At 70.0% G+C, this 13,997-nt stretch carries 11 protein-coding genes and 1 pseudogene; 6 read left to right on the top strand and 6 right to left on the bottom strand.

Translation table 11 applies throughout. The annotated features are described in order from the left end of the window. Positions 1-116 precede the first annotated feature (116 nt). The 3 genes from guaD to FN821_RS12270 all read left to right on the top strand — a co-directional run bounded on the left by guaD (position 117) and on the right by FN821_RS12270 (position 4,017). Positions 117-1,475, top strand: a complete 1,359-nt coding sequence (gene guaD, locus FN821_RS12280) for a guanine deaminase (protein WP_131171698.1) — start codon at positions 117-119, stop codon at positions 1,473-1,475. 120 nt (positions 1,476-1,595) lie between these two features. Then, on the top strand, positions 1,596-2,882 hold the full coding sequence (locus FN821_RS12275; protein ID WP_131171699.1) for a guanine deaminase: 1,287 nt from the start codon (positions 1,596-1,598) through the stop codon (positions 2,880-2,882). Between the two features lie 109 nt (positions 2,883-2,991). Further along, on the top strand, positions 2,992-4,017 hold the full coding sequence (locus FN821_RS12270; RefSeq protein ID WP_131171700.1) for a hypothetical protein: 1,026 nt from the start codon (positions 2,992-2,994) through the stop codon (positions 4,015-4,017). Positions 4,018-4,066: 49 nt separating this feature from the next. Here the strand turns inward: FN821_RS12270 and FN821_RS12265 are convergent, their stop codons facing one another. Genes FN821_RS12265 through FN821_RS12255 form a run of 3 tightly spaced genes read right to left on the bottom strand, consistent with a single transcriptional unit; the run spans position 4,067 to position 7,922 of the window. Beyond that, positions 4,067-4,615: an NUDIX hydrolase gene (locus tag FN821_RS12265; RefSeq protein ID WP_131171701.1), complete on the bottom strand. Its 549-nt coding sequence runs from the start codon at positions 4,613-4,615 to the stop codon at positions 4,067-4,069. Next, a complete protein-coding gene (locus FN821_RS12260) occupies positions 4,612-7,458 on the bottom strand; it encodes an FAD-binding and (Fe-S)-binding domain-containing protein (protein WP_131171702.1) in 2,847 nt (948 codons plus the stop codon). Before FN821_RS12260 ends, FN821_RS12265 begins: the two co-directional genes overlap by 4 nt. A gap of 5 nt (positions 7,459-7,463) precedes the next feature. Further along, complete coding sequence (locus FN821_RS12255; RefSeq protein WP_131171703.1) at positions 7,464-7,922, bottom strand: MarR family winged helix-turn-helix transcriptional regulator; 459 nt, start codon at positions 7,920-7,922, stop codon at positions 7,464-7,466. A gap of 123 nt (positions 7,923-8,045) precedes the next feature. Here FN821_RS12255 and FN821_RS12250 point away from each other — a divergent pair, with 123 nt between their 5' ends. From FN821_RS12250 to FN821_RS12240, 3 genes are read left to right on the top strand one after another with little or no spacing between them, the layout of a single operon-like run. Continuing rightward, positions 8,046-9,866, top strand: a complete 1,821-nt coding sequence (locus FN821_RS12250; RefSeq protein ID WP_165489267.1) for an AMP-dependent synthetase/ligase — start codon at positions 8,046-8,048, stop codon at positions 9,864-9,866. Next, positions 9,867-10,715, top strand: coding sequence for an acyl-CoA thioesterase (locus tag FN821_RS12245; protein ID WP_131171704.1), 849 nt, complete (start codon positions 9,867-9,869; stop codon positions 10,713-10,715). It abuts the gene before it with no gap. 29 nt (positions 10,716-10,744) lie between these two features. After that, positions 10,745-11,557, top strand: a complete 813-nt coding sequence (locus FN821_RS12240) for a shikimate dehydrogenase family protein (RefSeq protein ID WP_165489268.1) — start codon at positions 10,745-10,747, stop codon at positions 11,555-11,557. Here FN821_RS12240 and FN821_RS12235 read toward each other — a convergent pair. The 3 genes and pseudogenes from FN821_RS12235 to FN821_RS12225 all read right to left on the bottom strand — a co-directional run. Continuing rightward, entirely contained in the window at positions 11,554-13,227 is a 1,674-nt protein-coding gene (locus FN821_RS12235) for a glycoside hydrolase family 13 protein (RefSeq protein ID WP_241660119.1), read from the bottom strand. The genes FN821_RS12240 and FN821_RS12235 overlap by 4 nt on opposite strands. Before the next feature lie 28 nt (positions 13,228-13,255). Beyond that, on the bottom strand, positions 13,256-13,570 hold the full coding sequence (locus FN821_RS12230; protein WP_131171706.1) for an alpha/beta hydrolase: 315 nt from the start codon (positions 13,568-13,570) through the stop codon (positions 13,256-13,258). Between the two features lie 132 nt (positions 13,571-13,702). Beyond that, positions 13,703-13,879: pseudogene (locus FN821_RS12225) on the bottom strand (MBL fold metallo-hydrolase RNA specificity domain-containing protein); the annotation flags it as partial. Positions 13,880-13,997: the final 118 nt, after the last annotated feature.

Genomic DNA, 13,997 nt, shown 5'->3' with positions numbered 1-13,997 from the left:
GAAAAGTACTTGCGACTTTTGTTTCCAGTGCAATAGCGACGCATTGGCGACGTTATCGTCTGACCGTCGCGCAGTGTCGTCGCTGGTGGCGGCGCGCTCGCCGGAGGGAGCCATGGATGCCTGATCGGACGGTGTTCCGCGGCACGGCGTTCAGCTGCGATGCCGACGATCGCGTCCAGGCGTTGGTCGATCATCTCTTCGTCGTCGAGGACGGCTTCATCACCGCCGTTCTGCCCGCGGACGACCCCGCCGCGGCGGAGGCCGTCGGCGATGCCGAGGCGGTGTCTACGCAGCCCGGCCAGTATTGGCTCCCCGGCTTCGTTGACCTGCACGTCCACGCGCCCCAGTGGGCGCAGGCCGGGACGGCGCTGGACCTGCCCCTGGCCGACTGGCTGCGCCAGCACACGTTCCCGCTAGAGGCTCGGTTCGCCGACGTGGACTTCGCCCGGCGCGTCTACGCGAGCCTCGTGGCCGAGCTGCTGGCACGTGGCACGACGACCGCCCTCTATTTCGCGACAGTGCACCCCACCTCCAGCCTCGAACTCGTCTTGGCCTGCGCGGCGGCGGGCCAACGGGGGCTGGTGGGCAAGGTCGTCATGGACGGGCCCGACAACCCCGACTTCTACAAAGACGCGGACGCCTCCGCCGCGGTCGCCGACACCGGATGGTTCATCCGGCGGGTCCAGGAGTTGCGCGCGGCGACCGGGGCCGAGGTGTACCCGGTGATCACCCCGCGCTTCATCCCGAGCTGCACCGACGAGGCCCTGGCTGGGCTCGGTGCCTTGGCCCGCGACTTGGGCGTCCACGTGCAGTCCCATTGTGCCGAGAGCGACTGGGAGTCTTCCCACGTCCGCGAGCGGACCGGCCGCAGCGACTCCGCCGCCCTCGACGGCTTCGGGCTGCTGGGGGAGCGGTCGGTGCTGGCCCACTGCGTCCACCTGGACGACGACGATGTGGCGCTGTTCGCGTCCACGGGGACGGCGGTCGCCCACTGCCCCCTGTCGAACGCCTTCTTCGGGGACGCCGTCGCCCCGGTCCGTCGCTACGCCCGAGCCGGGGTCGATGTCGGCCTGGGCACCGACATCTCGGGCGGCTTCGACCCGTCGCTGTGGTCGGCCATCCGGCAGACCGTCACGAGTTCGCGGATGCTGGAATCCGGCGTGGACGCCGCCCAGCCGCCCGCGGCCCGCGGCGTCCCGGACAGTCGCGTGACGTTCGAGCAGGCCTTCGCCCTCGCCACCGCGGGCGGCGGCCGTAGCCTGAGCCTGCCGATCGGTCGGCTGGCCGAGGGCTACGCCTGGGACGCCCAGTTGATCGACGTCGTTGGCCATCGGCCGCTGCCGATCTTCGACGACGATGAGCCGGAGCGCATCCTGCAGCGGATCATCACCCTGGCGACGCCGGCGAACATCCGGGCGGTCTGGGTGCAGGGACGAAAGGTCGTGGCGGACGGCGAGGTGGTGGTCGGCCATTGAGCTGACCGGCGTCTCGGTAGACTGCCGAGACGGTGTGGTCGATGACATCGCGCGGTGGCGTCCAACGACGGATGCCCCCGCGACCGTCGCGGGGCGACGCCCCGCGGAAAGGACTGGGACGTGACGATCTATCGAGGCACGTTCGTCGACTGCCCGGACGACCCCTTTGCGGGCGGGGCGCTTCGCACGCTGACCGAGGGGGCAATCGTCGTCCGCGACGGCGTGATCGTCGCTCGTGGCCCCTGGGACGTCACGGTGGCCGATTTCCCCGACGAACCTCGGGTCGAGTTGACCGGCGGGCTGGTCGTGCCGGGCTTCGTCGACACCCACGTTCATTACCCCCAACTCCGGGTCATCGGCGCCCTGGGGCGTCCGCTGCTCGAGTGGCTGGACAAGCGCGCCCTCCCCGAGGAGATGCGCCTGGCCGACGACGACTACGCCGCCGAGATCGCGCTGGAGTTCGTCGGCTCCCTGGTCCGGGCCGGCACCACGTCGGCCCTGGTCTTCGGCTCGCACTTTCCTGGGGCGGTCGATCAGTTGTTTGCGGCGGCGGAGGCATCCGGACTGCGCATCGCCAGCGGACTGGTCGTCAGCGACGGCGTCCTACCCGAGCCGCTGCTCACGACGGCCGAGCGGTCCCTCGCGGACGCACTGGGCCTCGCCGAGCGGTGGCACGGCCGTGGACGCCTGCGCTACGCCGTCACGCCCCGGTTCTCGCTGTCGTGCTCAGACGCACTGTTGGCCGCTTGCGCCGAGACCCGGGCGGCCGTGCCAGGCTCGCTGTTCACCTCCCACGTCAACGAGAACGTCGCCGAGATCCGCCAGGTCGAGGCGCAGTTCGGCACCGACTACGTGGGCACCTACGACCGGCACGGCCTGCTGGACCAGCGATCCGTTCTTGCCCACAACGTGCACCCGACGGACGCCGAACTGGCCGTGCTGGCGTCCCGGGGGAGCGCAGTGGCGCACTGCCCGTGCAGCAACTCGGCGCTGGGCTCGGGCATGTTCCCGCTGCGGCGTCACGTCGAGGCGGGCGTTCGCTTCGCGCTCGGGACGGACGTCGGCGCAGGCGTGTCATTCAGTCTCCTCCGCGAGGGACTGCAAGCAGCCTTCATGCAGCTGTTGATGGGTGCCGAGGGCCTCCGGCTCAACGCCGCCCCGCTGCTGTGGCTCGCCACCAAGGCCGGAGCGTCCGCGCTGGGGCTCTCCGACGCCGGCGACCTCTCCGTCGGGCAACAGTTCGACGCAGTGTGGCTGAGCCCGGTGGAAGGCACGACCTTGGACATCGCGCTCCGCAACGCGGCCGACGAGGGCGACGCCGTATCGAAGGTCTTCGCCCTGGGCGGCAGCAGCGATGTGAGACGGGTCTGGGTCGGCGGGGGCGAGGTGTGGAACCGGCGACACTGAACGCCGAGATCGACGCCCGAACTGTGATCCGCGCACCCCTGCGACGCCACACAGGTGAGACACTGGCTCCTGCATGACACCCCACCGGCTGCCAGAGAAGGAATGCCTCGTGCGAAAGCTCTTGATCCCCGCGGTTGCGGCCGCACTGTTGTTCACCGGTTGCGCTGCCCCCGTGACCCCTAAGCAGGCCCTCAGCGATGCCGCCACCAAGACGGCCCAGGGCAAGGACCTGTCCTACTCCATGAAGATCGACACGACCGCTGACGATCTGAAGAAGGTGATGACGGCCACGAGCAGTTCGGCCGTGGACGCCCAGACCCAGTCGATCATCGACGTCGCGACGTCCATCATTCCCAAGACGGTGATGAAGGTCTCCATGCACTCCAACGGTGCCGACCTCAACACCGAGAAGGATCCGCAGAAGCTCGACATGGCGATGTCGCTGGCCGTCGACTCCAAGCCGATCGAGATCATGTGGGTGAAGGGTGAGGCCTTCCTGCATGCCGACGTCGAGGGCATCGGGCAGGCCACCGGGCTGTTCACCGCTGCCCAGGTGAAGATGCTTGCCAGCTCGGCCGCTGCGTCGATGCCGTGGATCAACGACGTGGTGGGCGGCAAGTGGGTCGCCCTCGACAAGACCGCCGTCAACGCGCTCATCGAGAAGGCCAAGCTGCAGATGGCGAGCGCCGCCCCGTCGGCCGCGCCGTCGATCGACGCCGCCAAGGCGACGGCCGCGTTCATGGACGCCTCCGAGATCACCAAGGTCGACGACAAGACCTACAAGTCGGTGACCGACGCCAAGAAGCTCATCAAGGCCATGGCGGCCATGGATCCCAACGACCAACTGACGGATGCCCGTGCTGACGAGTCCATCGCCAAGATCAACGACGGTGCGAACCTCGACGTCACCTACACCCTGACCGACGGCAAGGTCTCGAAGGCGGTCATCGACGTCGCCGACATCATGCGGACGTGGCCGAAGGCTGATCCGGCCCAGCCGGAGCTCGCCAAGCTCGCCGCGACCGACTTCAAGATGGCCCTCGTGGTCGAGATGGCGAACGACGTCAAGATCACGGCGCCGTCCGCGGCCTCGACGATCCCGGCGTCCGATCTGGAAGGCCTGACCCAGGGCTGATCGCCGACGCACGTGCGATGCCCCCCGCTCCACCGAGCGGGGGGCATCGTCAGGTTTGGGCGGAGAGGCGCTGGTGGCCCAGCTCGATCAGCTCGCGCACCTCGTCGAAGAGCGGAGGTAGGGCACTGAGTGGCCACCAGGAGACGTCGTGCGACTCTGCTGAGCACGTCAGCTCCGCGCCCGCGTGGGCGCGCGCGACGAAGCGGACGTCGAAGTGGCGCGTCGGCGTCCGATAGCCGCGGCAGGTGATCGGGTGGCAATCGAGGGAGACCGGCACCGGGTCGAGATCGATCTCCAGCCCGAGCTCCTCGGCCACCTCACGCGCCGCTGCGGAGGCCAGCGAGGAGTCGGACGCCTCCAGGTGTCCGCCTGGTTGGATCCAGACCTTCACGATGCGGTGCAGGACCAACGCCACGGCGTCCAGCTCGTGGCTGAAGACCATCGCGGACGCCGTCAGGTGCCCGGGTGCACAGGTGCGCTCGCAGGCGTCCGGACGCGCCGCGAGGAAGCCCAAGAAGGCCTCCCGCAGCCCGGCCTGGGACGCCGCCGGTGCGGTCCACGAGGTCAGGGTTGCGACGGCGTCCGCGTGCACTGTCATGCCGACACCGTCGTGTGCGTCACGATCAGCTCGGCGAGCGTCATCGCCTCGCGTCGGGCCAGATCGTGGATCTGGGTGCGGCAGCTGAAGCCGTCGGCGAGCAGGATGGCATCGGGTCCGGCCGCGCGGATCGCCGGCAGCAGCTCGTTCTCGGCCACCGCGACGGACGTCTCATAGTGCCCGTGCTCCATGCCGAAGTTCCCGGCCAGCCCGCAGCAGCCGCCCACCTTCACAACGGACGCCCCCGAGCGCCTCAGCAGCGCCGCGTCGGCGTCCCAGCCGATGACGGACGCTTGATGGCAGTGCGGCTGGGCGACGATCGTATGCCCGGCGAGGCTGGGCATGGCGAAGTCGGGGTCGCGGACCAGCAGCTCGGCGAGCGTGAAGGTGCCGCGCGCGACCTCCCGGACGCGCGGGTCGTCGACCAGGTCGAGGGCGTCCGAGCGCCACACCGACAGGCAACTCGGCTCGGTCCCGACGATCGGGATGCCGGCGGCCACGTACGGATGCAGCACCTCGACGGCGTTGCGCAGCTCGCGGACGGCCCCGTCGAGCTGACCGGTCGAGATCCACGTCAGGCCGCAGCACGCCTTGCGTTGTTGAATGCTGGGGGAATAGCCAGCATCCAGGAGCACCGCGATCGTGGCCGCCACGGCGTCCGACTCGAACGCGTCGCTGAACGAGTCGACCCACACCAGCACGGGCTTGCCGCTCACCCCGGACGCGAGCCCACGTCGGGCCCGGGCGATGTTCGAGCCGGACGCGAACCGCGGCATCCCGGCGCGCGCGGGGTCGAGCCCGGCGACCCGCTTCACCAGGCCGGACAGTGGGCTCTGCAGCACCAGGTTCGACAGCCACGGCAGCCCTGGAACGGACGACACCAGCCGTCCCCAGCGCGGCAGCCAGCCGAGCGCGTAGTGGCTGCGGGGGCGCAGGCGTCCGGCGAACGCGCGGTGCAGGACGTGCGACTTGTACGCCGCCATGTCGGTGCCGGTGGGGCAGTCGCGCGAGCAGCCCTTGCAGGACAGGCAGAGATCCAGGGCCTCGTGCACCTCCCTCGACCGCCAGCCGTCCGTGACGAGCGTGCCGTTGATCATCTCCTGCAGGACGCGGGCACGGCCGCGGGTCGAGTCCTTCTCGTTGCGCGTCGCCTGGAACGACGGGCACATCACGTCACCGGCCCGCTCGCTCGCCACGCACTTGCCGACGCCGGTGCACCGGTGCACGTCCTCGGCGAACTGCCGATCGGACGCCCACAGCGCGGTCCGGCTGGCGGCGGGGGCGCGCAGGTCGGCGTCCAGGGGGGCGGGGTCGACCAGGACGCCGGGGTTGAGCAGGTTGCCGGGATCGAAGATCGCCTTGATCTGGGCGAACAGGGCGATGGCCTCGGGGGAGTACATGAGCGGTAGCAGCTCGGAGCGCGCGCGTCCGTCGCCGTGCTCGCCGGACATCGATCCGCCGTAGGAGGCGGCCAGGCGGGCGGCGTCCAGGATGAACGCGCGATAGGCGTCCGCGCCGCCGGGCGACGTCAGCGGGAAGTCGATCCGGCAGTGGACGCAGCCGTCGCCGAAGTGGCCGTACGGCAGGCCGTGGAGGCCGTGCTCGACGAGCAGGGCGTCGAAGTCGCGCAGGTAGTCGCCGAGACGGGCCGGCGGCACGGCGGCGTCCTCCCAGCCGGCGTACGCCGGGGCGTCCAGGCTGACGCCGGCGAGGCCGGCGCCGTCGGAGCGGATCTGCCACAGCGCCTTGGTGATCTCCGGGTCGGTCACGACGCGTCCGTCCAGGCAGCCGGACGCCGCCAGCAGCGCGTCCGCCCGCTCGGAGAGGCGTCCGGGATCGTCGTCGGCCAACTCGACGAACACCCAGCCTTCGCCGCGGGGCAGGTCGGGCACGGCGGACTCGCCCAGCTTGCGGCGGACGACCTCGACGATGCGCCGATCCATGCCCTCCACCGCCGTCGGGGAGAACGGCAGGATCGTCGGCATCGCGTCGGCGGCGTCCGGCATCGTCGGGTAGCCCAGGGCGAGCATCGTCTTGTGCGGGGCATCGGCGACGAGGCGGACGGTCGCGCGCGTGATGACGCCCAGCGTGCCCTCAGTGCCGGCGAAGAACTTGGCGACGTCGAAGCCGTTCTCGGGCAGCAGCCACTCCAGGCTCATCCCGGAGACCTGGCGCGAGAAGTGCCCGAACTCGCGCCGGATCAGGTCGGCGTTGGCGTCCACCAGGGCCGCGAGGCTGCGGATCGTCGGTGAGTCGGACAGCGACGAGTCCGTCCTCGAGTCGAGATTCAGCCGCTCGCCCGTGCCCGTGATGACGTCGAGGGCCACGACGTTGTCGGACGCGCGGCCGTAGCCGAGCGCGCGGGGCCCACAGGCGTTGTTGCCGATCATGCCCCCGACGGTGCAGCGGTTGGCCGTGGACGGGTCGGGCCCGTAGCGCAGGCCGTGGGGGAGCGCGGCGGCTGTGAGGTCGGCCTGGACCACCCCGGGGTCGATCACGGCGACCCGGGCGTCGGCATCGATGGCGTGGATCGTCCGCAGGTGGCGGGCCGTGTCGACGACGAGACCGGGCCCGATCGCGTTGCCGGCGCAGGACGTCCCCGCCCCGCGGGCCGTCAGTGGGACGCCCGCGCGCCGGGCGGCGTCCACGATCGCGGCGAGCTCGTCGGCGCTGCGGGGATGGGCGACCGCGAGCGGAGGGATGCGGTAGATGGAGGCGTCCGAGGAGTACAGCGCGCGGACAAGGGTGGAGTCGTCGGCCTCACTCAGGCCCGCCGAGGCGAGCCGCCGGTTCAGCCCGCCGAGGGCGTCCGGGCTTGCTGCGGCGGTCTTGGTCGGGCTCACCCGCGTCAGTCTGCCACCTGCAGGACGGAGTGCATCGCGCGTCCGAGGGCCTCGAAATCGCGAGGGGAGACGGCGTCCACGAAGCAGTCGCGCACCGACTGGACGTGTACGGGGGCGGCCTGTTCGAGCAGCGCGAAGCCCTTCGGCGTCAGGACGGCGATGACCCCGCGGCGGTCCTCCGGGCAGGACGTGCGCTCGACGAGGCCCTTCTTCTCCATGCGAGCCACCGTGTGGGTCAGCCGCGACCGCGATTGCCGGACAGCCTGAGCCAGCTCCGACATGCGCAAGCGGCGTTCTTCGGCCTCGGACAGCTTGACCATGATCTCGTACTCGCCGAGGTCGAGGTCGTAGGGCCGCAGTGCGGCGTCCAGGTGGTCGTCGATGACCGCGATCGCAGCGAGAAATGCGCGCCAAACATCCTGCTGTTGGTCAGTCAGCCAGGGTGCGCTCGGACGTGTCCCCATGAACGGAAACTCTAGCAAAAGATTGACCGTTCAATAACGTAGCGGTGTGGGGCCGCTATCCCTGGCTCTTCGTGGCCCAACCCCTAGACTGTGGCGCCAACCGCTAGGGGCGATGGAGGAATCATGATCGACGTTGCAGCTGTGATGGCGCAGGCGCCGCGTTCGGTGGGGGCACTGTTCAATCGGCGTGTCGCCGCGAGCTCCAAGGAGCTCGCCTTCAAGTACCCCGAGGGCAAGGGCTGGGCCAACCTGACCTGGGGGCAGGCCAAGGAGCAGGTCGACGTCATCGCGGCCGGCCTGCTGAGCCTGGGCCTGAAACCCGAGGGCCGCGTCGCCATCGCGTCCACGACCCGCATCGAGTGGATGCTGCTCGACCTGGCGATCAACAGCGCCGGCGGCGCCACGACGACGATCTACCCGAACACGGGTCCGGACGACTTCGCCCACATCGTCACCCACTCCGACAGCCGGTTCTTCGTGGCCGAGAATGCGACGCAGTTGGCAAAGCTGACCGCCAACCCGACGCTGGCCAAGCAGGTCGAGACGGTGATCCTGATCGACGGCTACTCGACCGATCCCCGCGTCATCACCTGGGACGGGCTGCTGTCCGCCGGACGAGAGAAGCTCGCCAAGGAGCCCGCCTGCGTCCAGGCCGCCACGGACGCGACCGCGCCCAGCTCCCTCGCCACCCTGATCTACACCTCCGGCACGACCGGCCTGCCCAAGGGCGTCGAGCTCACCCACGGATCGTGGGTCTACGAGGGCGAAGTGCTGAACGCGATGAAGCTGATCAAGCCCGGCAGCCTGCAGTACCTGTGGCTGCCGCTGTCGCACGTCTTCGGCAAGGTGCTCATCTGCGCCCAGCTGTCGATCGGCTTCGCCACCGCGGTGGACGGCCGCCAGGACCAGATCGTCAACGGCCTGGGGGTCACCAATCCCGACTTCATGTGCGGCGTCCCACGCATCTTCGAGAAGGTCCGCAACGCGGTCATGACGGCGTCCCCGAAGGGCACCCTGAAGTGGCGCATCTCCCGGTGGGCGTTCTCGGTGGGCTACAAGGCGCGTCCGTACCGCCTGTCGGGCAAGCGCATGCCCGCGGGTCTCAGCGCTTCCTACAAGCTCGCGAACAAGCTGGTCTTCTCGAAGCTGCAGGCCCGGCTGGGCGGCAACATCGACTTCCTCGTGTCGGGCTCGGCGAAGCTCAGCTCGCAGGTCCAGGAGTGGTTCTACTCGGCGGGAATCCTGATCGTCGAGGGCTACGGCATGACCGAGACGAGCGCGGTCGCCTGCGTGAATCATCCGGACACGCCGCGCTTCGGCACGGTCGGGCCGGCGATCCCCGGGACGACGGTCAAGATCGCCGAGGACGGCGAGATCCTGATCAAGGGCCCCGGCGTCATGCGCGGCTACCACAAGGAGCCCGAGCTCACCGCTGAGGTGCTCGTGGACGGCTGGCTACACACCGGCGACATCGGGCAGCTTGATCGGGACGGCTACCTGACGATCACCGACCGCAAGAAAGACCTGATGAAGACCTCGGGCGGCAAGTATGTCGCGCCGCAGAAGGTCGAGAATGCCCTGGCCGCGAACATCCCCTACGTGTCCCAGGTCGTCGCCATCGGCGACGGACGCAAGTACGTCTCGGCCCTCATCACCCTGGATCCGGTCAACCTCGAGAAGTGGGCGAGAAACCACAAGAAGACCGACCTGTCGTACGCCGAGCTGAGCCAGCTGCCGGAGATTCGCGCCTCCATCGACCGCTTCCTCAAGCGGGCCAACAGCAAGCTGGAGGCGTGGGAGAGCGTGAAGAAGTACGCCATCCTCGACCACGAGTTCAGCGTCGATGAAGGCACGACGACGCCCTCCATGAAGGTCCGGCGCTCGATCATCACCAAGCAGTACGCCGACGTGGTCGACTCGTTGTACGAGACCGAAGCGGAGTAAATGGCGACGTTCGAGGTCGACGTCCCGATCCGCTGGGTCGATCTGGACGCCCAGGGTCACGTCAACAACGCGCTCGTCGTCGACTACCTGCAAGAGGCGCGGGTCGGGGCCCTGCTGCCGGGGCCGAACGGACGCCTCCTCGGCCGTGGCCTCGTGGTCGTGGGCCATCAGGTCGAGTACCTGGCGCCCATCGAGTTCAGCCACGAACCGCTGCGGGTCTCGCTGCGCCTCGGGGACGTGCGGGCGGCGTCCTATCGGTACGCCTACGAGCTGCGTCAGGGGGCTACGCCGGTCGCCCGCGCGCGCACTCAGATCTGCCTGTTCGACTTCGAGGCCCAGCGGCCGCGGCGCATCTCGGACGCGGAGCGGGTCTGGTTCGACGAGGTGGCCGAGCCGCTGGACGACCTGCCCCGCCTGGACAGCTATCGAGTGGGGGCGTCCGCGCACGAGCACGCTTTCCCGGTGCGCTGGTCGGATCTCGACTCCTACGGGCACGTCAACAACGTCCGCTTCTTTGCCTACGTGGGAGAGGCCCGCGTCGCCCTCAATCGGGGCCTGATCACGGACGCCCTCGCCGTCGGGTCGGCGTCCATGCTGATGATCGTCCGCCAAGACATGCGCTACGTCGCCCAGCTGGAGCACCGGCTGGAGCCGTATCTCGTCCGGACGGCCTTCGCGAAGGTCGGCCGCTCCTCGATCACCTTCGCCCACGAGATCGTCGACCCCCTCGCCGACGGCGCGGTCATCGCCCGCAGCACGGCGGTCCTGGTGCATGCGGACGCCTCGGGGCGTCCGACCCCCGTTCCCGACGCCGTCCGGGACGCCGCGACGCGGTGGGCGGTCGACTGATGGCCGGCTTGGGCACCCAGGGTTCGCCCATGACCAACCATCGCTGCGCGGTCCTCGGCTCACCCATCGCCCACTCACTCTCGCCACTCATCCACAACACCGCTTACCGGGTGCTGGGGCTGACGGGCTGGCGCTACGACGCGTTCGAGGTCGCCGAGGACGGTCTGGGGGCGTTCATCGCGGGCTGCGGACCCGAGTGGGTGGGCCTGTCGTGCACGATGCCGCTCAAGCGCGCGCTGCTGGACTTTGGGGTCGTCAGCGAGCGCGCAGCACTGCTGCGGTCGGCCAACACGTTCCTGTTCGGCACGCCGGACGAGCCGTCGCGCGTCGAGAACACCGACGTCGACGGGGTGCTGGACCCGCTGCGCACCGCCGGCCTGGAGTCGGCGAGGACGGCCGTCCTGGTGGGCGCCGGGGCGACGGCCCGATCCGCCCTGGCCGCGTTCGCCGCGTTGGGCGTCGAGCGCGTGGTCGTCGTGGCTCGGGACGCCGGTCGGGCACTGGCCAGCCTGGGCGACGTCGCCGGTCGGCTGGGCCTGCCGCTGGACGTGCGCGGCTGGGGCGACCCCGGAGTGCGCAGCGACGTGGTCGTGTCGGTCCTCCCCGTCGCCCTGGACGCCGACCTGGCGGCCGCGCTCGTGGCGAACACCGGCTACGTCCTGGACGCCCAGTACGGCCACGGGACCAGCGCCTTCGCCGGCCCGGCCGCCGACCGCGGGGTCGTACTGCTCGATGGGCTGGACATGCTCGTGGCCCAGGCGCGCGTCCAGCTGCGGCTGATGACCGGGCACGAGTGCCCGGCCGAGCCCCTGTTGGACGCCGTCCGCCGGCGGGACGGCTAGGGCAGGCGGTACCAGACGGTCGTCTCGGCGGGCACCGTGCCGTCGGCGGCGACCGGCTGGGACGCCAGCAGCACGTCAGCGCCGTCAGGCAGCGTCGTTGGTCCACCAAAGGTCGTGAGGCAGCCGAAGCCCGGATCGCGGGTGAAGGCCAGAACGCCGTCGCCCGCGTCCGACCAGGACAACGAGCCGGCGCCCAGGGCGTCCGTCTCGCGCCGCAGGCGCAGGGCCTCGCGGTACAGGTTGAGCGTGGAGTTCGGGTCGGGCTCCTCGGCCTCGGCGGTCAGGCTCGCCCACGCGGCGGGCTGGGGGAGCCACGGCTCGGCGTCCGGACGGGGGCTGAAACCGAACGGCGCAACCTGACCGGACCACGGCAGCGGGACGCGACACCCGTCGCGCCCCCGCGTGCGTCCGTTGGTCTTGAAGAAGGACGGGTCCTGCAGGCTGGCGATCGGCAGGTTCTCGGACTCGTCGAGGCCCAGTTCCTCACCCTGGTAGATGTACATGCCGCCCGGCAGGGCGAGGTAGAGCAGGACGATGGCTCGAGCGCGGCGGCGTCCGGTCTCGACGTCGGTCGGCCACGGGAACAGGTACTCGGCCCACACCTTCTGCGACTCGGGCGTCACCCCCGACTCGGGGAAGGGCCAGCCGGTGATCCGCTTGCCGTACCGCGTCACTGGACGAGTCTGGTCGTGGTTGCCCATGACCCACGTCGTGCCCGCCCCGATGTCGTCGTGGAGGCGGAGGTTGTGGTCGATCATGTGGCGTTGCGAGGTGGCGTCCCACTCGCAGAACACGCTGTCGAACGTGAAGGTCGTGTGCAGGCGGTCCGGGGTCAGGAACGCGAGGCGTCCGGGGCAGTTGGCCTCGGAGACGAACACGCGGTCGCCGTAGGAGTCGGCGATCGCCCGCCAGCGGCGCTGGACATCGGCGAGGGCGGGCTGGTCCCACATCGGGTGACCGTTCGACGGCATGCAGGTGCCGAAGCCGTTGGGCGCCAGGGCGGTGTCGGGGAAGGCCATGTCCTTGTGCAGCGAGTCGGCGACGTCAATGCGGAACCCGTCGATGCCGCGGTCGAACCAGAACCGCAGCACATCGTCGAACATGTCGTTGACGTCGGGATTGGTCCAGTTCACGTCCGGCTGCGTGGTGTCGAACATGTGCAGGTACCACTGGCCGGGGCGTCCGTCGGTCTCCGTGATGCGGGTCCAGGCGGGGCCGCCGAACAGCGAGCCCCAGTTGGTCGGCGGCAGGCTCCCGTCCGGGCCGAGGCCGTCGCGGAAGTGGTAGCGCGCGCGCTCGGGCGAGCCCGGTGCCGACATGAGCGCGGCGGCGAACCACGGGTGCGCGCTCGAGGTGTGGTTCGGCACCAGGTCGATCAGCACCTTGATGCCGCGGGCGTGGGCGCCCGCGATGAAGGCGTCCGCATCGGCCAACGTGCCGAAGTCGGGATGGATGTTGCAGTAGTCGCTGACGTCGTAGCCGCCGTCGGCCATCGGTGACGGATACCAGGGGCTGACCCAGACGGCGTCCACCCCCAGCTCGGCCAGGTAATCGAGCTTGGAGACCATACCGGGAACGTCGCCGACGCCATCGCCGTTGCCGTCGCAGAAGGAGCGCGGGTAGATCTGGTACACGACCGCGTCGGTCCACCAGCCGAGGTTCGAAGTCACGTCTGGAACCCTAACCGAGGAGGTCGGGTTACCCGAAGGGCTGTTTGTCAGCCGAGCAGCTGGCGCCCTCAGCGGGCAGGACGCCGTCGATGAGGAATCTGGCGGCGATCCGCTGGACGCCGCCGCTGCGGCCCAGGCCGACGTGGCCGAAGGCGTCCACGGTGAGCAGGCGCGCACCTGGCGAGAGGGACGCCAGCGCTCGGGCTCCCGACAGGGGGGTCGCCGGATCGTGGGTGTTGCCGATCACCAGGAGCGGTCGCGCGGGCCTGGTGTTGAAGGGGCCGAGGTCAGCGCGGCTGCCGGTCGGCCAGCCTGCGCACGCCGAGGTGTTCCAGGCCCACACCGGACCGAAGCCGGGGGCGGTGACGTCGAATGGATCGACCGAGACGACGCCGGGCCATGCCGGGTGTGCTGACGGCGGTCCGGGCGATCAAGGCCTGTCGGGGCTCACCCTGGGCATCGAGGGCCTGCTCGGTCTCGGCTCGCCGTGGACGGGCATCACGGTGCGCGGCTTGACGATGTTGTTGACGTACAGCAGCTCGCCGGCGCAGGCGTGGCCCGAGACGTGGACGAGCGCATTGCCCTGGTGAACGACCTTGACGCCGTTGCGCGTGAGCCCGTTGATCACCCGCGACACCGACATCTCGCCGGGATTCTCGCTCTGGTCGTTGGCTAGGAGCCTGCTGAACAAGGCGTCTATCTGACGGCGGGTTGGTCGTGGGTGGCGGGTGGGTCGCCGTCGCGGCTGTCGAGCGGCGAGGGTGAGTCAG

This window comes from Propioniciclava tarda (genome assembly GCF_900182665.1).
Lineage (GTDB): Bacteria > Actinomycetota > Actinomycetes > Propionibacteriales > Propionibacteriaceae > Propioniciclava > Propioniciclava tarda.
This window is presented reverse-complemented; position numbering and strand designations above follow the sequence as displayed.

What these genes read in the sequence shown, in the direction of transcription:
- FN821_RS12250 (WP_165489267.1), top strand. Translation starts at nt 8,046, where the DNA reads ATGATCGACGTTGCAGCTGTGATGGCGCAGGCGCCGCGTTCGGTGGGG.
- FN821_RS12255 (WP_131171703.1), bottom strand. Translation starts at nt 7,922, where the DNA reads ATGGGGACACGTCCGAGCGCACCCTGGCTGACTGACCAACAGCAGGAT.
- guaD (WP_131171698.1), top strand. Translation starts at nt 117, where the DNA reads ATGCCTGATCGGACGGTGTTCCGCGGCACGGCGTTCAGCTGCGATGCC.
- FN821_RS12245 (WP_131171704.1), top strand. Translation starts at nt 9,867, where the DNA reads ATGGCGACGTTCGAGGTCGACGTCCCGATCCGCTGGGTCGATCTGGAC.
- FN821_RS12240 (WP_165489268.1), top strand. Translation starts at nt 10,745, where the DNA reads ATGACCAACCATCGCTGCGCGGTCCTCGGCTCACCCATCGCCCACTCA.
- FN821_RS12265 (WP_131171701.1), bottom strand. Translation starts at nt 4,615, where the DNA reads ATGACAGTGCACGCGGACGCCGTCGCAACCCTGACCTCGTGGACCGCA.